Genomic DNA, 20292 nt, shown 5'->3' on the forward strand with positions numbered 1-20292 from the left:
ACGAGGTCTGACCATCCAGCGTCACCTACGGTCAGGCCCGTGGACCAAGCTGGGCCAGGATCGTCGGGTCGGTGATCTTCTCGTCCTCGTTGAGCAGAAGCACCTTGCTGAGAATGATGCTGGTGATCCGGTCCTCGTCGGCGAACGGCAGGAACAGGCTGGGATGGGCCGTACCGCCGAACGAGGCTGGTACCACGCACAGGTAGCCACCGGGCTCGACGTGAATGCTGCCGCTGTTGAGGTGCACTCGATAGGTGGCCCGGGAGCCACGGACCACGGCCGACGTGCCGTCGACGGTCACCCGGGCCAGCCCGATATCATCGACCAGGCTGGCCAGCAAATGGGCCCGGCTCGCCCCGTGTAGCGGTGAGGCGTACCCGGCCGGGTCGATCCCGGCGACCGACACGACGAGGTCCAGATCCCGCATGACCTCGGAGAACGCCACCGGCGGCACGTCGGCCAGGGGGACGACCGAGCCTGCGGCCAGGAAACGCAACTCGCCGACGACCACCTCTCCCCCACCGAAATAGCCGGGCAGGTCGCAGACCAGCGCGGCGGTGATCTCGGTGGTGACCGGCCGGGTTGCCTGGTGCTCCTGATACTGGCCATGAGTCGACCAGCCGCGCCCGGACAGCAGCTGACCCGACACCTTGCCGTCGACCGTGTGTCCGGCGAACCGTCGCGACACGTCGACAGCGTCGCGTTCGGCCGGAGTCAACAGATACAGCTCCCGGAAGGCCTGCTTCACGGGTTGTCGGATCCGGTGCCGGACGACCTCCGCCTGCCAGTGGGCGAGCAGGCCCCGCTCGTACAACAGCGACGGATGCACCACGGTGACCGGACCGTCGAGGTCGACCTGGTCGAGCAAGCCAATCGTGCCCACCTGGTCCTGCCAGATCAGCGCGGGGAGCATCACCGCGCCGGCTGGCAGGCTCCGCAGGCGGGCGAGCTCGTCAGGCGCGAGGGTGCCGCCGGTGGCGACGAGTCGCTCGATCAGCCCGGTACGTATGCGGCGGGCCTGATCGCGCAGCCGTTCCTGGTGTTCGCGGACCTCGGCGTACCGCGGGTCGGTGCGTACGGCAGCCGGCACCGACGTCAGCTGCCTGCCTGCCTTGCTGATGGTGATGAGCGGCTCGGCATCGGACAGCCGCAGCGCGACGGTGTAGTCGCCGAGGTGCCACTCGCCGGGCGTCTCAGTGGCGATGCGGGCCTCGCAGTCCCACTCCAGGCGCTCAGCGTTTGGGAAAGCGGTCACCTGGGCGAGATGGTCGAGGGCGACGGCGACCGCGGCGGCGTGGCTGTGCCTGCGGTTCGGACCCAGCTTCGGACCCCGCTTCGCCACCTCCCGCAACGCCATGTAGCGGTCGAGCACCGTCTCCCCGTCGGCCAGCGGCAGCAGGCCGAAAGCGGCGATGCCCGCCAGCGCGTTGTGTTTGACGCGCTTGGAGACGGCTGCGCGGTTCCAGCCCAGCGCAGCGGAGACGATCTCGCTCGGGCAGATCCGCAGCAGCCGGCGCGCACCGTCGACGCCGGCCTGCCGCACGGCAGCGAGGATGGCGATCCTGTCCTGCCGCACAGCCTCCGTTGTGGAGGTCGCCCGCACCAGCCGCAGCAGCGGCTCCGCGCCGGGCAGCCCGAGCAGTGGCAGCAGCACCCCGGCGTCACCCGCCGGCAGCCGTAGGTCGAAGGCGTACCGCCGCTCCTCTGCCGGCCGATCGCGCAGGTGTTCCACCAGCGCCGTCCGCTCGCCATCGGTCAGCTCGGCGGCGCCGAGGCGCACGGCCATCCGGCGATCCGTTGGTCGCTCCATGGCCCGGAGCACGAACCGCAGGCCTCGTGGCACCAGCACCTCGGGTAGCGCGGCCCACTCGGGCTCGGGTGGCGAGGTCAGGCGCCAGGCCACCTCGTCGAAGTAGTCGCGCACAGCGGGCGTGCACGCGTGGGGCATCGACCGTTCGGCGCCGTCCGCCGGGGAGCGTCCGACGATGGCGTTGCCCAGGTACTCGTCGTCGGTGAACGCCTGCTCGATGATCTCGACATCGAGCGCGCCCACCTCGTGCAGAGCGTCCAGGACCCGGACCACGGTCTCCCGACTCGCGCGGCCCAGCGGAGTGAGGACCAGCAGCCGCAGCAGGTGAACGTCGTTGGCGGCGATTGCGCGGTCGGCCAGGGGCTCAAGCGGTGGTTTCGGCCAGCCCACGTGATCCACGATGGAGGCGAGCAGGGCCGTACGGCTGGCGGTCGGCCACGACGTTTCCAGGACGTCTGCCGGATCGTCGGGGTTCTGCACCGGAAACGCCGCATCGTAGATGCCGTCCAGCGCCGCGTAGATGTCACCGACGTTCGAGTCCAGATGTCCACCGGTACGGTCAATGCTGTTGCCGGCTTCCAACCCACGCCGGATCTCCTTGGCGTGGGCCCCCAGACCCGGCAGGTCATCGGCCTTCGCCAAGGCCGAGGCCTCGTCGACCATCCCCCACAGGGCGTCTCGCTGGCGACGGACCTCGTCGGCGTACATCTCCGGTACGTCCACCACGGGTCACCCACCGACCAGCGCGGTCAGCCGCAGGAACACGACCGGCTCGTCGGGGCGGAGCACGATCTCCTCGTCGAGCCGCTCGACCTGGCGTCCTCCCACGAACAACACGAACACGCTCCGCTCGAACGCCCGACACGCCCGAGCCACATGCTCGGCGACATCCGGCGAATCGAGCTGCGGTGAGGGCATCCGGACCATGCCGGTGGATGCCTGTGCCCGGATCTCCGCCGCGGAAAGATACTGGCGATCGAGCACGGTCTGGCAACGCGTGGCGTCGACGCCCAACGACCGGATCTGCTCCTCAACCGCCCTGCGAATCAGCTCCCGCACCGTCGCACGCTCGCTCGCGAGCTCGACCAGCACGTCCGGCATGCCGGACCGATCCGCGCCGGACACCACTGCACGCACCTTCACCTGCAACACCGACATGCGTCCATCCTGTCAGCCGCAACTCAGCAGTGGCGCATCGTGCCGGCGCTGCTGCCACACCGGTGTCCAGGGACCATCGACTGTGAGCGATAACATCCCGTACGTCAAGTCGTAATGTTCGGGGTTCACCAGCCGGTGGCGCACCGCAGCCGACGTCAGCGGGCGGGATCGACGAGGACGCCGGGGTTGAGGATCCAGGACGGGTCGAGGGCGCTCTTGGCGGCGCGCAGTGCGAGCGCGATCGGGTCCGGACGCTGCCGGTCGTACCACGGTCGGTGGTCGCGGCCGACGGCGTGGTGGTGGGTGATGGTCCCGCCGGCGGCGAGCAGCGCGTCGGAGACGGCATGCTTGACCTGGTCCCACTGTGCGAGGGTGGCGCCCCAGCGGCCGGTGGCGTACACACCAAAGTAGGGAGCGGGGCCGTCCGGGTATACATGCGTGAAGCGGCAGGTGACCACACCGGTCGCGGCGACGGCGCGCAGCGCCTCGCCGGCCGCGGCGAGCACGGCGGCGCGCAAGGCGGGGAATCGGTCCCAGGTGCAGGCGGTCTCGAACGTCTCCACGATCATCGACCGGGCGGCGAGCGCGTCACGCTGGTACGGCATCCGCAGGAACGCTGACCGCCAGGCGTCGGCGGCGGCGGTCCGCTGCCGTGGGCCGGACGAGTCGTCGCTGCGGGATGGCTCCGGCAGGGTTCCGCCGTGGTCGCGGCACAGCTCGACGGCGCGGTCCAACCATGGTGTGACCGGATGGTCCGCGGACTCGAATCCCAGAACGAGCACGCCGCCGGTGGTGGCGGCGCCCGCGTTGAGGAGCGCCTCCACCGGGTCGAGCAGTCGGCAGTTGCTCGGGTGCAGACCGGACTGGGCGATGGCCCGGGTGGCGGTGACCGCCCCGTCGTAGTCGGTGAAGTGCACCGAGGCGCCCGCCCGCCAGCGGGGCCGGTCCTGCAGCCGCATCCACGCCTCGGTGATGACGCCGAGCGCGCCCTCGGAGCCGAGGAACAGACGGTCCGGGGACGGCCCGGCACCGGAGCCGGGCAGCCGGCGCGACTGGCTGGTGCCCGCCGGGGTGACCACCCGCATCGACTCCACCAGGTCGTCGAGGTGGGTGAGGACGGTGGCGTAGTGACCGCCGGCGCGGGTGGCTAACCAGCCGCCCAGGGTGGAGAACTCGAACGACTGCGGGAAGTGCCGCAGGGTGAGGTCGTACCGCCGGAGTTGGTCCTCCAGCGCCGGGCCGAACACTCCGGCCTGGATGCGGGCCGCCCGGCTGGTCGGGTCCACCTCCAGCACCCGGTCGAGGCGCCCAAGGTCGAGACTGACTGCCGCCGGATACGCGTCACCCAGCCGCGCCTCCACACCGCCGACCACTGACGAGCCGCCGCCGTAGGGGATTACCGCGATGTCCCGGCCCGCGCACCAGTCCAGCACGTCGACGACGTCCTGCTCGGTCACCGGCCGGACCACCAGGTCCGGCGGGTCGTGGACATCCCCGTGCAGGTTGCGGACGACGTCCCGGAACGCCTTGCCATGGGTGTGCGCCGCCCTGTCGGCCGGGTCCGTCGAACACAGCCGGGCGAGTGACGTCGGCGGATCGACCCGCGCCGGGCGCAGGCCGAGTTCGTCCACCGGCGGCGCAACGTGCTCGGTCAGGTCGACGTCGGGCAGCAGGATACGCACCCGGGCTGCCAACGCCGTGGCCTCCGCGCCGGTCACTGCGTCCTCGACGTTCCCCCAACCCCACCACGAACGGCCTTTCCCGGCCATGCGGCCTCCCCGCCGTCCACCATCGCCAGATCGACTCGCCGGTAACGTACATCGACGGCCAGCACCGCGTCGATGCTGTCGTGCTGGTCAACGCCGCCTTCCAGCCCCGGATCGCCCGGTTGCCACCGCCGCTGCCCCTACTCCTCCTCGGCGAACACGACCTCGCGGCGCTTGCGAATCGTCGGGAGGACGGCGACGACGAGCGCTGCCACGGCCAGGGCCAGGAGCACTGCGGAGATCGGTCGGGTCAGGAAGACCGACGGGTCGCCGCGGGAGATGATGAGCGCCCGCCGCAGGTTCTCCTCAAGCAAGGGACCGAGGACGAAGCCGAGCAGCAGTGGCGCCGGCTCGCAGCCACACTTGATCAGGATGTAGCCCAGGATCCCGAAGAACGCGATGGAGTAGACGTCGTACGCGTTGAAGGCCAGGGAGTACGTGCCGATCGCGGCGAACAGGATGATCATCGGGAACAGCACCTGGTACGGGATGCGCAGCATGCGCACCCACAAGCCGATCAGCGGCAGGTTCAGCAGCAGGAGCAGCACGTTGCCGATCCACATCGACGCGATCAGGCCCCAGAACAGCGCCGGTTCGTCATTGATGACGTTCGGGCCGGGGGTGATGCCGTGGACGATGAACGCGCCGACCATCAGTGCCATGACCGGGTGGGCGGGCAGACCCAGGGTGAGCAGCGGGATGAACGACGTCTGTGCGGCGGCGTTGTTCGCCGACTCGGGGCCGGCGACGCCCTCGATCGCACCACGCCCGAACTCCTGCGGCCGCTTCGAGATCCGCTTCTCGACGGCGTACGAGGTGAACGAGGCCAGCACGTGGCCACCGCCGGGCAGGACGCCGAGCGCGGCGCCGAGACCGGTGCCCCGCAGAATCGGGGCGACGATCCGGCGCCGGTCCTCGCGGGTCGGCCAGAGGTTCTTCACCTTGCTGACGACCGCCGTTCGGGTCTGCTCGTTCTCCAGGTTGCGCAGGATCTCGGCCACCCCGAACATGCCGACGGCGACCGACACGAAGTCGATGCCGCCGTACAGCTCGCGCTGCTCGAACACGAACCGGGGCGTGCCGGTGTAGATGTCCTGGCCGACCGTGCCGAGCAGCACGCCGAGCGCGATCATCGCCAGCGCCTTGAGCGCCGTGCCACGCGCCAGCGCGATCGACACGATCAGGCCGAACAGCACGAGCGAGAAGTATTCGGCCGGGCCGAACTTCAACGCGACGCTGGCCAGCGGTGGGGCCGCCACGGCCAGCGCGACGGTGGCCACCGTACCCGCGATGAAGGACCCGACCGCAGCGGTGGCCAGGGCAGGGCCGGCCCTGCCCTGGCGGGCCATCTCGTGCCCGTCCAGCGCGGTGACCGCCGCCGACGACTCACCGGGCAGGTTGATCAGGATGGCGGTCGTCGAGCCGCCGTACTGTGCGCCGTAATAGATACCGGCCAGCATGATCAACGCCGTCACCGGCTCGAAGCTGAACGTGATCGGCAGCAGCATCGCCACCGTCGCCGTTGGCCCGATGCCGGGCAGCACGCCGACCGCGGTCCCGAGCAGCACTCCCACGAAGCAGTAGAGGACGTTCTGGACCAGGAAGGCGGTCGAGAAGCCCAGCGCGAGGTTGTCGAGAAGTTCCATGCCTCAATCCGGATGCCGCGTCAGAACCCCAGCCAAGGGCCCCATAGCGGGATCCGCAGCTGAAGTCCGACGACGAAGATGAGCGTGCTGGCCACGGTCAGCCCGGCGGCCACGGCCAAGGCCGTGAGCAGCCGTACGCGTGAGCTGGCCAGCGTGGTGAGCAGGGCGGTCACCGCCGACGTCGGTACGAATCCGAGGCGCCGGACGGTGAATCCGAAGAACACGACCGCGAGCACGATGGCGGCGACCGCACGCCACGGGATCGGTCCGAACGAGATCACCTCGCCGGCGATCAGTCCCTTGATGACGATCGCCAGGCCCAGGACGGCCACCGTCGCGCCGACCAGCAGCGGGAAGGCGCCGGGGCCCATCCGCAGTGGGGTGCCCAGCTCATAGCCGAGCGACCCCACCACGAATGCACCACCGATCAGGACGAAGACTCCCCCGGCGAGGACGTCCGGAAACGACCGACGGCGCTCCACCTCAGGAGACCTTGACCCCGGCGTCCGCGATGATCTTCCCCCAGGTGCCGAGCTGCTCCTCGAGCTTGGCCCGGTGCGCCTGCGGGGTCGCGTCCTGGGCCGGGACCGGCGCGGTGCCGAGCTTGGCCATCTGGTCGATGACCCCTTGGTCGGCCAGTGCCACCTTCAGCGCCTCGGACAGCTTCTCGACGATCTCCTGCGGCGTGTCGGCCGGGACGTAGAGACCGTGCCACACGCTGACCTGAAGCTGGGGCAGCCCGGCCTCGACCGTGGTGGGCAGGTCGGGAAGGCTCTTCACCCGCTTGGGCGTGGTGACCGCGTACGCCTTCACCTTCCCCGCGGCGATCTGGCCGCTGGTGTTGGTCGTCTGGTCACACATGAAGTCGACCTGGCCACCGACGAGGTCGGTCAGCGCGGGGCCGGTGCCCTGGTACGGAACCTCTTGGAGCTTCACACCAGTGGCGGTCTGGAACAGTAGGCCGCACAGGTGGGACGCGGCGCCGATGCCGGCGTTGGCCAGCGTGACCTTGTTGGCGTTCGCCTTCACGTGGGTCACGAGGTCCTGGAGTGTCGTGGGCGCGAAGTCCTTCCGGGCGACGACCGTCATCGGCACCTCGGTGACGAGCCCGACCATCTCGAAGTCCTCGAGCGGCTTGTAGCCCAGGTCCTTGTACAGGGCGGGTGCCGTCGACATGCCGATGTGGTGCATGAGCACGGTGTAGCCGTCCGGTTCGGCCCGCGCGACCTCGCCGGCGCCGACCGTACCGCCCGCGCCCTCGACGTTCTGGACGACGACCTTGCCACCGAGTTTGGCGGCCATCGGGTCGGCGATCATTCGGGTGACCGTGTCCGTCGGGCCGCCCGCACTGAACGGCACGACGATCGTGATGTTCTGGTCCGGGTAGCCTGCGGCGTCGCCTCCGCCGTTGGCGCCTCCGTTGCCGGAACAGGCGGCTACGAGCGTGACGACGCCGATCGCGGCGATCATCCGCGCGGCGGCCCGGTACCTGCTGGTCTCTCTCACAGCGGCCTCCTCATCAGCGCATGCACATACCTCGGTGAATGAGCGGTCCCCAGTCTCGACTGGCCGGGGCGCGGATGGTGTCAGAGAAATCCCAAGAACTCGCGGGCTGACACGAGGGCCGGCCCGGGCCGTAGAATCCGCTGGTATGCGGATAACCGTCATCGAGGATGACGACCGCGTGGCGCTGGGTCTGGTGACCGTCCTGACCCAGGCGGGCTTCGAGGTCCACCGCATCGCCACCGCCGCGGAGGCCGCGCGTGCCGCACCGGCCGACGTGGTCCTCGTCGACCTGGGTCTGCCCGACGGCGACGGGCTCGACGTGATCCGGAAGCTGCGTGACCACCCGGAGACCGCCGTCATCGCGGTCACCGCACGGTCCGAGGAGCACGAGCGGGTCCGTGGGCTGCGCGCCGGCGCCGACGACTACATCGTCAAGCCGTTCGGCATCGCCGAGTTGCTCGCCCGGATCGACGCCGTCCTGCGGCGTACCCGGGCGGCTCGTGCCCTGAGCCACTCGGACGAGCCGCTCCTGCTCGGCCCGATGCGGATCGGCGTCGGCACCCGCGAGGTCACCGTCGACGGCACGCCCGTGGCGTTGACCCGCAAGGAGTTCGAACTACTCCTGCTGCTGGCCCGGCGGGCACCCAACGTGGTCAGCCGTGACATCATCCTCGACCAGATCTGGGGCGCGACGTGGGAGTCGTCGAGTCGCACCCTGGACACCCACATCGCGGCGTTACGGCACAAGCTCGGGACAGACGTGGTCATCCGCACGATCCACGGCGTCGGCTATCGGCTCCTGGCCGACCAGCCGGAGCTGATCGGCTGACGCGCCGTGCACCGCCGCCTGCTCGTCGTCCTGGTTCCCCTCGCGGTGCTGCTCGTCGCGGCGCTCGGGGTGCCGCTCAGCATCACTGTGGCCGAGCGGGAGATGCAGGAGACCTACGTCAACCGGCTCAACGACGTCGGGCGGTTCGCCTCGCTGGCCGAGACCGCGCTGGCGACCGGGCGGACCGAGGCGCTGCAACAGGAGCTGACGCGCTACCACGAGCTCTACGACATCCCGGTCGCGCTGGTCGACACGTCGGGCAATGTGTTGCTCGGACCGGCCGATGCGTACCGGGAGGCGGCGCGGACCGAGCCGACGTTGCCCCGGATCGTGACCGCGGCGCTGGCCGGGGCGCGGTCCGAACCGTCCTGGGAATGGGCGCCGTGGGACGACTCCGCACTCGTTGTGGCCGAGCCGGTGGGCCGGGACAGCGAGGTCGTCGGCGCCGTCGTGACGATCTCCGACCTGTCCAAGACCCGTGAACTCATCCTCGTCCGCTGGGCCCGGCTCGCCGGGCTCGGGCTGCTGCCGTTGATCGCATTGGCGGCCGTCGCCTGGCCGGTATCGGCGTGGGTGCTGCGGCCGGTGCGGAAGCTGGATGCGGCGACCTCGCGGATCTCGGAGGGCGACCTGACGATCCGCGCCGGCGCCGAGGCCGGCCCGATCGAGCTGCGGCGGCTGGCGGCGTCGTTCAACACGATGATGGACGCCGTCGAGAACGCCGCGCAGCGGCAGCGGGCGTTTGTGTCCGACGCGTCGCACCAGTTGCGCAACCCGTTGACCAGCCTCCGGCTCGCGGTGGAGAGCCTCGCGCCGCACCTGCGGCCGGAAGGCAACGGGCACCAGGTGTACGACGTCGCCGTCGACGAGCTGAAGGCGATGCAGCGGATGCTGAACTCGCTGCAGGCCAGTGCGCGGATGGAGAGCCTGCGGACGGCGTCGCCGGTGGATCTCGACGAGGTGCTGGCGACCCGGGTGGACCGGTGGCGGGCGTTGACGGCGACGGCGGGGCAGACACTGGCGGTCGACGTGCCGTCGGGGCTGCGGCTGCTGGAGCCGCCGGGCGGACTGGGCAGCATCCTGGACGAGCTGATCAGCAACGCGTTACGGCTGTCGGGCGCGCAGGCGGTGGAGGTGACCGCCCGCGTTGTTCCCGCTGGTGCGAGCGCCGGAAACCGCAACGGCTCCGCGGCCGGAGGCGTGGTCACCGTCGCTGTCCGCGACGACGGGCAGGGGATCGACGTTTCCGAGCGTGCCCAGGCGCTACGACGGTTCTGGCGGTCGCCGCGGCACCAGAACGTGTCCGGAACCGGCCTGGGACTGGCGATCTGCGCCGACCTGGTCGGGGCTGCCGGGGGCGAGCTGCGGCTGGAGGAGGGCCTGCCGCGTCCAGACGGGTCCGGGCACGGGTTCGCCGCGGTGGTCGCGTTGCCGGTCGTTCCGCAGGTGGCGTCGTCGTCCGGTGCCCCGACTCCGTCGCCGGTCTGAGGACCCGGTCGCGTCGCTGGCTCTGGTCAGCGTTTGCGGTCGCGGAACCAGGCCGCCGCGCCCGGATGGAGTGGAACCGATGCGGTGGAGATCCCGGTACGTACGTTGATCTGCCACGCTTCGGGAACGGCCGCGGCGTCACCGCGACTGGCGGAGGTGATCGTGCCGGTGTGCGTGAAGATCGTGTCGGTGATCGCGTAGACCAGGTCGTCGGGCAGGTCGTTGCGCGCTAGCAGCACGTTCGGTACGGCGACGGTGCGGGTGGCCGGGACGCCGGCGTAGGCCGTCGCGTGGATCATGGCGGGAGCGTAGGGACCCGGGTACGCCCCGAAGAGCGCGTCCGCCTGTGCGTCCAACGGGATCAGCCGGATCGGGTGCCGCTGCGCCAGCTCCGTGATGGCGGGTGTCGGGACGCCGGTCAGGGAGAACATCGCGTCGATCTTGCCGTCGCGCAGTGCCGCCGCCGATTCCGCCTGGCTGAGGTACCGACCGTCGGCGTTCACCGGGCCCAGCTGCAGAACCCGCAGCGACGTGAACTCGGTGCCCGAATTGCGGGCACCGAGGGATATGCGCTTGCCCTCAAGATCCCGGAACTCTTCGATCGCTGAACCGGCCATGACCACGAGATGCAGATGACTGTCGTAGAGCCGGCATACCGCCGAGAGCCCTTCGGGCGCGCTGCCGTCGGTCGTGATCAGCGCATCCAGGCTCGTCAGTCCGAGGTGCGCCTCGCCGGCCCGCAGCATCCGGATGTTGTCGGTGGAAGCCCCGCTCGGCACGGTGGTCACCGTGGCACCCGGCACCTGCTCGGAGATGTGTTCGGCCAGCGCACCGCCGATGCGCCGGTATACCGCACCCGCCGGCCCGGTGGCCAGTCGCAGGTGGACCTCGTCGGCCTCGGGCTGCGGGGAGCAACCGACGAGCAACCCTCCGGCGGCCAGGAGCACCGCCCGTCGGCTGATCCGTGGCTCCAGGTTCAGCACCATGCCGAGATGATACGGACGGTGACCGTCGGTCGCCGATGATCTCAGGGCGTCATCAATGCATCGCAGCCACGTCACCCTGCGCCGCCCTCCGGCAAGGTCTCATCGCCGTCAATCCGGCGCACTGGTGCAGCCCGCCGGGACTCCCCCAGCTCGCCTCCCGACGGGCATTCCGGCGCGACCGGTTACCGCGTCACGGGCAGGGCGTCCGTGCGCAGACGTCGATGACCTTGCCAGTGAGTAGGAACATCGCCTTCTGTTTCTGGGCTCCGGCCTGGGCGCGCGGGAACTCGTGCGGATCGTCGCCGTACTCCGGCCCGGCCGGGGCGAGGTTGGTCGGCGGTGGCGCGTAGGCCGCGCCGCTGTTCCAGATCACGATCGCCGAGCCGGTGTACGGGTACCTGCGGATGGGCGTGATGCCCCAGTACGGGCGCACGTCCAGTGACCAGCCGTCGGCGAGCGCGGGGGTGTGCAGGCGGGCGCCGATGGTGCGCGCCTGGACCTCCGCCGCGGCGGGCGACACCTGCTGGTCGCCGAAGGCCACGTGCATCAGCACCTGGTGCGCTGGGGTGCCCGGCAACGGCCGGTCGGTCATGTGCTGGGCGTACCCGTTGGCCTCGGACCGGTCCCACAGCATCTGCAGCAGCGCGAGGATCAGCTGCTGGTCGACCTTGTCCGGGTAGTAGCCGTCCATGATGGTCTGGAACGGGGCGAAGTCCACGCTGCGTTGCAGCAGCGTGGAGTAGTTCATCGCCGGTACGCCGAGCACCGACCGGGTCCAGTCCTGGGCGATGGCGGTGAGCGCGCCGCCGTTGATGCCGCCCTGGCTGTTGCCGTCGTAGTGCAGCCCGCCGGCCACGTTGATCAGCGGCCGTGTGCTGGCGTCCCGGAACGCCGGGTGGGCGGCGAACCCGCCCGGGTGGATCATCGCGCGGCCCAGGAAGAGGAAGTTCAGGTAGCTCTGCTGCAACCGGTCCGCCACTGCGGGGAAGGCACTGAGGTCGGTGAAGGCGCCTGCCACGTAGGGGACGTCGGCGGCGGCCATGCCGATCCAACTGGTCGCGCAGAAGGTGAAGTCGTACGTGTTCGACATCGTCTTGACGTTGCCGGCGTTGATCTCGGTCGGCCTGCCGAGCAGGCCGTGGCCGTAGAGCGAGAGGTGCGCCGGCTTCGCGGCCGAGGCACTGCGCGGGATGTTGCAGACGAAGTCCGCCGCCACCGTCGCACCGGACGGCGTGGGCAGGGCGTTCGGCGTCAGCGGCGTCCCACCGCCGCCGGCCGGCCCGTAGTGCAGCCGGGAGCCGGGCCCGCCGTCGCCGGTCAGATAGGACGGTACGCCGATGGTGCCGGTCACCTGCCGAGCGATCAGCGGATCCTGCTCGGGCGAATAGTCGGTCACCTGGGTGACGGTGAACGACGGTGCGGCCCGGCGGAGGGCGGCGAACGCGCCGTCCCGGACCGCCAGCATCCGCCCGGTCAGACCGTGCCGGCTGGCCACGGTGAAGTCCCAGGCGAGGTAGAGGCTGTGCCGCTTGACGCCGGTCCTGGACAGGTCGGCGATGATCCGCTTCATCTGCGGGACGCGACTGTCCCGATGGCCGAGGCCGGCACCGGTCACGTACGACGTGAACGCCTTCGGCGCCGGGATCAGCGCCCCGTTGCCGTCGCGCAGGCCGCGCAGGCCGACGACGTACCGGGTGCCCTCGGTCAGCGCCACCGCCGGCCGGATGATCAGCAGCTGCCGGTCCGGCTGGCCGGCAGCGTGCGCGTCCAGCTCGGCCCAGTACGGCGTGCGCTTGCCGGTCCGGGCGTCGAGCAGCACGATCGGCGCGTCCGGCGCCAGCGAGCGGCCGATGTCGGTGACCGGCGCGATCCCGGTCGCCGCAGCGTCGAGGCCGGGTACGCGCACCAGGATCGGTGAGCCGGGGCTGAACCCGTCCTGCCGGTTCCATTCCGTCGGGTCGATCGGCGTCCCCTGCACGTTGGCGGGCATCGCGGAGGCCGCGATCCGCACCCGCTTGCCGGTGGGGCTGGTCCGATCCGGCACGGTGAAGTAGTCGTTCGGGAACGGCAGCAGGCAGGCCGTCGGGTCGATCGGGTCGCAGCTCCGGTGCCCGGCCGATGCGGGAGTCGCGGGCGGCGCCGCGGCGGCGGCCGGGCTGAGCAGGACGGCGCCTGCGGTCACCAGCACGGACACGGCGAGACGGAACCGTCTGGGTGTGGTCACGCGCATCTCCCTCGACACAGGACGGTGATTCGACGCAGGGGTCGACGGTGGTGGGTGGATCGTCGTGTTCTTCCTACGCTCGTGAAACGATCTCGGCAAGAGGGTCACGGAGAGGACCGAGCACCCGCCGCGTTGAGGTAGGTGAGGACGGCGAGGACGCGGCGGTGGCCGCTGTCGGTCACGGCGAGGCCGAGCTTGGCGAAGATGTTGCCGATGTGCTTGTGTACGGCGTTGTCGGTGATGACAAGCTGCTGAGCGATCGTGTCGTTGTCGTGTCCCTGTGCCATCAACGCGAGTACCTCGCGTTCGCGGGGGGTGAGCGCGGCGATCGGGTCGCCGGCGCGTTGGACGAGCTGCGCGATGACCTCGGGGTCCATGGCGGTGCCACCGGCGGCGACGCGGCGCAGCGCGTCGACGAACTCGTCCACTCGGCTGACGCGGTCCTTGAGGAGGTAGCCGACGCCGCCGCCGGTGGTGGAGAGTAGTTCGGCGGCGTACTGCTGCTCGACGTACTGGGACAGCACCAGGACCGGCAGGCCGCGTTGTTCTCGTCGAGCCTGCAGGGCGGCTCGGATGCCCTCGTCGCGAAACGATGGCGGCAGCCGGACGTCGACGATGGTGACGTCGGGTTGGTGGTCCCGCACGGCGGTGAGGAAGCCCGCCGCATTGTCAGCGATGGCGGCGATGTGGAATCCCACGCGGTTGAGCAGCAGTTCCAGTCCGGTGGACAGCAGCACGTTGTCTTCGGCGATCACTACCCGCACAGCAGCTCCATGGTGATGGTCGTCGGCCCGCCGGCCGGGCTGTCGACGTCGACGGTGCCGTCGAGCGCGAGCACCCGACGACGGATCCCGGCCAGGCCGGTGCCCCGCCGATCGTCGGCGCCGCCGGTGCCGTTGTCAGTGATCATTACCGACAACCGGTCTGCCGTGCGGCTGACCCCGACGCCGGCCGCGGTCGCGTGGCTGTGCCTGACGACGTTGGTCAGTGCCTCGGCGACGGCGAAGTAGACGACGGCCTCCACTGCCGCCGGGACCCTTCCCAGGTCACCGATGTCCAGTCGGGTCGGCACGCCGCAGCGGGCTGTCACGGCGGTCAGAGCGCCGTCGAGGCCCCGGTCGGCGAGAATCGGCGGATAGACGGTGCGGATCACCTCGCGTAGCTCTGTCATCGCCTCTTCGGTTCCCTCATGTGCGTCCCGCAGAAGTCCTTCCACGAACTGCTCGTCCCGCGGATTGTCGGACAGCGCCTGCCGGGCCACGGCCAGCCGCATCGCGATGGCCACCAGCCGGGCCTGGGTACCGTCGTGCAGGTCGCGCTCGATCCGGCGCAGCTCCGCACCGTGTGCGTCGAGCACGTCCGCCCGGGTGCGGGTCAACACGGCGACCCGGTCGGCGAGCTGTTCGACCGTCGAGTGCGACAGCACTCCCAGGCAGATCCGGGCGTGCGCGCGAGCGATCGGCGGGAAGACCAGGTACGCCAGCGCGGCGAGCAGCAGGATCTGCAGTGGCCCGAGGGTGAGCGCCGTCGCCCAGCCGGTCACCGGAATATCGATGAACAGCCGTGGCCGGTCCTCCAGCCGGAAAGCCCACCAGAGTGGTGTCGCGATCGTGGCGAGCAGGACGTTGCCCGCGCACAGCAGCGCGGGCAGGCCGAGCGCCACCCCGGTCATGGCGTTAACTGGTAGCCAGAGCAGGTCGCGGCGCGTGGTCGGATCGGCCCAGGCCCGGCGTCCCGTCGCGCGCAGGGCGGGACGCGATGCCGACGGCGTACCGAGCAGCCGGCCGGCGCGGTCACGGTGCCGATCCGCCCAACGCCGGGCGAACCGCGGATGGCACAGCAGCGGCAGCACGAGCACCGTGGCGATCCCGGAGGCCAGCGATCCCAGCAGGTAGACCCCGCCGCGCCACACCTGCACCCACCGCCGACCCGACGTCACAGGATGCCCTTTCTGCGCACCCACGGAGGCAGCGTCCCTTCGAGTTCCCGACACGGCGTGAAGTCTGCCCTGTGGCCGCCGCCCGCGGCACTACAGCCAGCTGTACCTCAGATCCGGTGGTAAGGGGTAGCGGTTCGCGCCGACATGACTCGTAGCGTCGGACGGCATGAGGTTGAACAGCAGAAACCCATCGAGACGACGCGTGGCACTGGCCGAGGCCACCGCGACCGACTCGCTACACCCGGGTGCAAGGACATCGTGTACGTACGCGGTGCAGTTGGATTCGGTGTCCAAAACATACGGGTCGGGGAAGAACGAGGTACGCGCTCTCGACGGGGTGACGGTCGGATTCCGGCGCGGTACGTTCACCGCCGTCATGGGCCCGTCCGGCTCCGGCAAGAGCACGTTTCTGAACTGCGCGGCCGGTCTGGACCAGCCGACGTCGGGCCGGGTCGTGCTGGGTGACACGGAGCTGTCCGGCCGGTCGGAGACAGAGCTGACCGAGCTGCGCAGGGACCGGATCGGGTTCGTCTTCCAGGCGTACAACCTGCTCGGTGCACTGACCGTGGCGGACAACGTCACGTTGCCCGTCCGGTTGGCCGAGAAACCGGTCGATCCCGAGCAACTGGCGAGCGTCCTCGCCGCGGTCGGGCTCGCCGAGCATCACGACCGCCGCCCGAGCCAGCTCTCCGGTGGACAGCAACAGCGGGTGGCGATCGCCAGGGCGCTCATCAACCGGCCCGACCTGGTGTGCGCCGACGAGCCGACGGGCGCGCTGGACAGCCGCAGCGGTCGCCAGGTCCTGGCACTGCTCAGGAAGATCGTCGACGACCTGGGGCAGACCGTGCTGATGGTGACGCACGATCCGGTCGCGGCCGCGCAGGCCGACACCGTGGTGTTCCTCGCGGACGGCCGGTTGGCTGGCGAGATGCCCCGACCGTCCGCCGAGCAGATCGCCGAGCGGATGACTCACCTGGGGGAGGCGTGAACCGCCGAATGCTGGCATTGGCCTGGAGCACGATCAAGGGACGGAAGGGCGGGTTCGTCGCGGCGTTCGTCGCGGTGCTGTTCGGCTCGGCGGTGATCACGGCCTGCGGGATCCTGCTGGAGAGCAGCGAGCGCTCGGGCGTGCCGACCGAGCGCTACCAGGCTGCCGACCTGGTGGTGGGCGCCCCGCAGGCACTGCCGGTGGCCGACGACGTGGATCCCAGGTTCGGCGAGCGGGCCACCCTACCGGCCGACCGGGTCGGCGACATCGCGCGAGTGCCTGGCGTCCGGGCGGCGATCGCCGACGTCAACGTCCCGGTCAGCCTCGTGACGGCGGACGCCGAGGTGCTCGCCGGCACCCCCGCGCTGGGGCATGGCTGGCAGTCGGCCGCGCTCGGCCCGTTCACGACGAGCGCCGGCCAGGCCCCGACCGGGCCGGACGACGTGGTGCTGGACTCCGCGCTGGCCGAGCGGGCCGGCGTCACCGTCGGCGCGTCGGTTCGGCTCGCGGTCGGCTCGAACACGTCGATCTACCGGGTGACCGGCATCGCGGGTCTGCCTGGAGGCAAACTCGCCCGGCAGCCCACACTGTTCTTCACCGAAGACCGGGCCCGGGAGTTGACCGGCCAACCGGACCGGGTGGACGTGATCGGTGTGCTGGCTGCACCTGGCGTCAGTGCCGACGAGCTGGCAGGCGCCATCGAGGTGGCAGTCTCCGACGTGGTCGTGTACACCGGCAGTGACCGCAGCGAGGCCGAGTTCCTCGACATCGGCAGCACGCGTTCGTTCATCAGCGAGCTGTCCCTGGCGTTCGGCGGGACCATGGTTGTGGTGATCATGATCGTCGTGGCGAGCACACTCGCTTTGTCCGTTCGGCAGCGGCTGCGGGAGCTGGCGCTGTTGAGGGCGATCGGCGCGACCCCGAAGCAGATGCTTGGCATGATCGCCGCCGAGACCATGGTGGTGGGCACGCTCGGGGCGGTGCTCGGGGTGATTCCGGGCATCGGGCTGAGCTTCCTCCTCCGCGAAACCTTCACCCTGGTCGGCGCGATACCGGACGACTTCGAGCTGTCGATCAGTCCGCTGCCGGTACTCGTGGCGGTGGTGCTGTGCCTGGTCGGCGCCCGTCTGGGCGGTTGGATAGCCGCACGGCGCGCGGCCAGGCTCAGGCCGGTGGACGCGCTCGGCGAGGCCGCGTTGGAGCCGCCCAAACTCGGATGGCTCCGGTTGACCGTCGGCTTGCTGCTGGTCCCCGCCGGTCTGGCCATGGCGTTCGTGCTGCCGCTGGTGCTGCCCGGTGAAGGGGCCGCTGAAAGCGCGGCCTTCTCGGCGTTCCTGCTCATCTTCGCCATCGCGCTGCTGGGGCCGCGGTTGCTCAGCGGCGCCGTCACCGTGCTGGGTCCCTGGCTGAACCGCAGGTCGGGCGTCAGCGGGTTCCTCGCGACAGCGAACGCGCACGCCAACTCCCGGCGGCTCGCCGCAGCGACCACTCCGCTGATCATGGGCATCATCCTGGCCGCCGGGCAGCTCTTCAGCGGGACGACCGCGAGCGTGGCCGCGCAGGATCAGGCCGAGGACGGCCTGCGCGCGGATTACGTCGTCACGTCCACGTCCGCCGGAGTGTCGCCCGAGGTCGCGGAGGTGCTCCGGGACGTGCCCGGCGTCTCGGCGGTGACCCCGGTCGTCCGTACGCGGACGCTGGCGACCTTCGCCTCGGGAGACAGCCTTCAGATCAGGACCTACTCGGCACAGGGGGTCATCGGCGACCGGCTCGCCGAGACCATGGATCTCGCCGTTCTCGAGGGCGATGTCGCGGAGGTCCGGGGCAACACGGTCGCGTTGAGCCGGATCGCGGCGGGCACCCTCGGCGCCGCTCTCGGCGACACCGTCGACCTCCGACTGGGTGACGGCACGCCGATCAAACCCAGGGTGGTCGCGCTCTATGAGAGAGGACTCGGCCTCGGTGACGTCACGCTGCCGCACGACCTCGTACTGGAGCACACCACCGACCGCCTGGACTTCGCGGTGCTGATCGCGGCGGCAACGGGTACCGACGTCGGGGCACTCGGCGATGCGTTGCGATCCGCTGTCCAACACCTCCCGACCGTTCAGGTCAACAACCGCGAGTCGTTCGTCGCCGCGCAGCGCGATGCCGCCGCCGGAGAGTCGGCGGTCGGCCTCATCCTCAACGCGGTCCTGCTCGGCTACCTCGCGATCGCCGTGGTGAACACCCTGGTGATGGCGACCGCCGCACGCTTCCGCGAGTTCGCCCTGCTCCAACTGGTCGGCGCCACCCGTCGCCAGGTGTTCGCGATGATGCGCAGCGAGACGAGGATCATCATCGTCGCCGCTGTTCTCATCGGCACCCTGGCCGCGATCCCGTCGTTGATCGGCACGAGCCTCGGGCTGACCAGGACACTGATTCCGTCCATTCCACCGCTCATCTACCTGGGAATCGTCGCGGTCGCCGCGCTGCTCGGCTGGGCCGCCATCATGACCTCGACCCGGACCGCCATGCGGTCGCAGCCGGTCGACGCGATTGGCGTTCGCGAGTGACGCCGGCGGCACCGGTGACCCCGGGTGACGCCCGAAGACCTCAGTCTCCGGTGGATCCGGCAGCCTCGACGACCGAGACGGGAGTGCCAAGTTCGACGGTACGGGAGACGGTGCACAGTCGTTCGTGCGACTGCTGCAGCGACCGGGGCAGCGCCTCGCGTGCCCGGTCGCCGTCCGCGCCCACCGGGAACGTCACGGTGAACTCGACCTTGAGGTTCTGCATCCGGTTTCCTCCGGCCTCATCCCGGATTTTGTCGCCACTGACCTCGACGGAGAACTGGGTCGGCTCGGCGCGGCGGCTGGTGATGTAGTCCACGTCTACCGCAGTGCAGCCGCCGATGGCAGCCAGAAGCAGTTCCACCGGCGTAAAGCTGGCGTCCTCGCCTGTGCCCATCGACATCGACCCGCCGCGGACATTCCGCGCGACGTAGTTCCCCACGCTGGTGCGCTCGATCTCCACCGAGCGGAAGGTGTCCTCACTCATGACAGGGAAACTACCCTGGGCCTCCTGGTCCTCGAGCCACCGGCCTGCCGGCCGATCGTCATCCCGACAGGAATCAAACCTCGGCTTCGAGGGCAAAGGATTGCCGCGTGGTCAATGCCTTGCCCGCCCGCGCCTCACCGGCAGCAGATCCGAACACGTGACCTTTGGCAACTCCACACGGCCGCGGTGGCAGCAGCCGTCACGGTGACATTCGGGTCGTGGATCAGGCCGGTCAGGTGGCCGGTTCGATGGTGGGCGACCGGTGGCCTCCGTGGCACGCGACCAACGCGTCTGCCACGAGTTCAGCGTCAGCTTCTGCGACGTCCGCTGGATACTCCGGCAGCAGGTCGTCCCAGACGACCAGCCACGACCCGTACAACTGGGCCTGCCCCTCGGGCCGGGCGAAGAACCAGACGTGCAGGTGGGCGCCACCATCTCCGATGCGGTAGACGTGGGCCCGCGAGACGTGCGGCAGCGCCTGCATGTGGCGGACGATGCGAGTGCTCAACAGCCCCAGTTCGGCGGCCAGTTCGTCAGGTAGATCCGCCATGTCGTAGTGATCGCGCGGATACAACATGAGCACCAGCGGGACGCCCACTCCCGGAATCCGGACCAGCCGCCAGTGATCGTTGAACCAGATCCCCTCGTCCCGATCGCGGCAGGCGTTGCAGTCCGACGGATCCTCGCCGTGCCGCGCGGGCTCCGGGAGCACCGGCGGGCGCAACGGCGCTACGCGCAGCCCGTCCGGCTCGAACGGGCTGATCTCCCATCCCGTCATGCGTGCCAACGGGAGTCGGCGCTCGCTGTCCGCGACGGCGACTGCGTGGTCATAGAACTCGTCCGGTCGCAAGGCCATGCGGCGAAGACTAGTACGACAAGATTCCAAATGATCAATAGCCCCGTTGTGGCTGCC

16 protein-coding genes are annotated in these 20292 nt (G+C 70.2%); 4 read left to right on the forward strand and 12 right to left on the reverse strand.

Annotated features, from left to right (window positions below):
* Nucleotides 1-31: 31 nt before the first annotated feature.
* The 6 genes from ABZV00_RS31970 to ABZV00_RS31995 form a co-directional block, all read right to left on the reverse strand.
* A complete protein-coding gene (locus ABZV00_RS31970; protein WP_355613156.1) occupies nucleotides 32-2533 on the reverse strand; it encodes a DUF4132 domain-containing protein in 2502 nt (833 codons plus the stop codon).
* Between the two features lie 6 nt (nucleotides 2534-2539).
* The gene (locus ABZV00_RS31975) at nucleotides 2540-2968 is read right to left on the reverse strand and encodes a hypothetical protein (protein ID WP_355613158.1); all 429 of its coding nucleotides are present in this window, start codon (nucleotides 2966-2968) and stop codon (nucleotides 2540-2542) included.
* A gap of 155 nt (nucleotides 2969-3123) precedes the next feature.
* Nucleotides 3124-4737: an FAD-binding oxidoreductase gene (locus tag ABZV00_RS31980; protein ID WP_355613160.1), complete on the reverse strand. Its 1614-nt coding sequence runs from the start codon at nucleotides 4735-4737 to the stop codon at nucleotides 3124-3126.
* A 137-nt stretch (nucleotides 4738-4874) separates the two neighbouring features.
* Nucleotides 4875-6380: a tripartite tricarboxylate transporter permease gene (locus tag ABZV00_RS31985; RefSeq protein ID WP_355613162.1), complete on the reverse strand. Its 1506-nt coding sequence runs from the start codon at nucleotides 6378-6380 to the stop codon at nucleotides 4875-4877.
* 20 nt (nucleotides 6381-6400) lie between these two features.
* A complete protein-coding gene (locus ABZV00_RS31990; protein ID WP_328418183.1) occupies nucleotides 6401-6862 on the reverse strand; it encodes a tripartite tricarboxylate transporter TctB family protein in 462 nt (153 codons plus the stop codon).
* A gap of 1 nt (nucleotide 6863) precedes the next feature.
* Nucleotides 6864-7886: a tripartite tricarboxylate transporter substrate-binding protein gene (locus ABZV00_RS31995; protein WP_355613164.1), complete on the reverse strand. Its 1023-nt coding sequence runs from the start codon at nucleotides 7884-7886 to the stop codon at nucleotides 6864-6866.
* 145 nt (nucleotides 7887-8031) lie between these two features.
* Here ABZV00_RS31995 and ABZV00_RS32000 point away from each other — a divergent pair, with 145 nt between their 5' ends.
* Nucleotides 8032-8715, forward strand: a complete 684-nt coding sequence (locus ABZV00_RS32000) for a response regulator transcription factor (protein ID WP_355613166.1) — start codon at nucleotides 8032-8034, stop codon at nucleotides 8713-8715.
* Between the two features lie 6 nt (nucleotides 8716-8721).
* Nucleotides 8722-10203, forward strand: coding sequence for a HAMP domain-containing sensor histidine kinase (locus ABZV00_RS32005; protein WP_355613168.1), 1482 nt, complete (start codon nucleotides 8722-8724; stop codon nucleotides 10201-10203).
* Nucleotides 10204-10229: 26 nt separating this feature from the next.
* Here ABZV00_RS32005 and ABZV00_RS32010 read toward each other — a convergent pair whose 3' ends face one another.
* The 4 genes from ABZV00_RS32010 to ABZV00_RS32025 all read right to left on the reverse strand — a co-directional run bounded on the left by ABZV00_RS32010 (nucleotide 10230) and on the right by ABZV00_RS32025 (nucleotide 15376).
* On the reverse strand, nucleotides 10230-11264 hold the full coding sequence (locus tag ABZV00_RS32010) for a TAXI family TRAP transporter solute-binding subunit (protein WP_355613170.1): 1035 nt from the start codon (nucleotides 11262-11264) through the stop codon (nucleotides 10230-10232).
* A gap of 115 nt (nucleotides 11265-11379) precedes the next feature.
* Nucleotides 11380-13413 (reverse strand): hypothetical protein, encoded by a 2034-nt coding sequence (locus tag ABZV00_RS32015; protein WP_355613172.1) that lies wholly within the window; start codon nucleotides 13411-13413, stop codon nucleotides 11380-11382.
* Between the two features lie 104 nt (nucleotides 13414-13517).
* The gene (locus ABZV00_RS32020) at nucleotides 13518-14177 is read right to left on the reverse strand and encodes a response regulator transcription factor (protein ID WP_355613174.1); all 660 of its coding nucleotides are present in this window, start codon (nucleotides 14175-14177) and stop codon (nucleotides 13518-13520) included.
* Nucleotides 14168-15376, reverse strand: a complete 1209-nt coding sequence (locus ABZV00_RS32025; protein WP_355613176.1) for a histidine kinase — start codon at nucleotides 15374-15376, stop codon at nucleotides 14168-14170. The genes ABZV00_RS32020 and ABZV00_RS32025 overlap by 10 nt, the downstream gene beginning before the upstream one ends.
* A 262-nt stretch (nucleotides 15377-15638) precedes the next feature.
* On the opposite strand from ABZV00_RS32025, the gene ABZV00_RS32030 reads away from it, so the two are divergent.
* A complete protein-coding gene (locus tag ABZV00_RS32030; RefSeq protein ID WP_355613177.1) occupies nucleotides 15639-16340 on the forward strand; it encodes an ABC transporter ATP-binding protein in 702 nt (233 codons plus the stop codon).
* The gene (locus tag ABZV00_RS32035) at nucleotides 16337-18895 is read left to right on the forward strand and encodes an FtsX-like permease family protein (protein WP_355613179.1); all 2559 of its coding nucleotides are present in this window, start codon (nucleotides 16337-16339) and stop codon (nucleotides 18893-18895) included. The genes ABZV00_RS32030 and ABZV00_RS32035 overlap by 4 nt, the downstream gene beginning before the upstream one ends.
* 40 nt (nucleotides 18896-18935) lie before the next feature.
* On the opposite strand, the gene ABZV00_RS32040 is transcribed toward ABZV00_RS32035, so the two are convergent.
* Together ABZV00_RS32040 and ABZV00_RS32045 are read right to left on the reverse strand one after the other, a co-directional pair.
* Nucleotides 18936-19379, reverse strand: a complete 444-nt coding sequence (locus ABZV00_RS32040) for an OsmC family protein (RefSeq protein ID WP_355613180.1) — start codon at nucleotides 19377-19379, stop codon at nucleotides 18936-18938.
* A gap of 232 nt (nucleotides 19380-19611) precedes the next feature.
* Entirely contained in the window at nucleotides 19612-20235 is a 624-nt protein-coding gene (locus ABZV00_RS32045) for a hypothetical protein (protein ID WP_355613182.1), read from the reverse strand.
* Nucleotides 20236-20292: the final 57 nt, after the last annotated feature.

Origin of the sequence: Micromonospora sp. NPDC005173 (genome assembly GCF_040608515.1) — a bacterium.
Taxonomy (GTDB): domain Bacteria; phylum Actinomycetota; class Actinomycetes; order Mycobacteriales; family Micromonosporaceae; genus Micromonospora.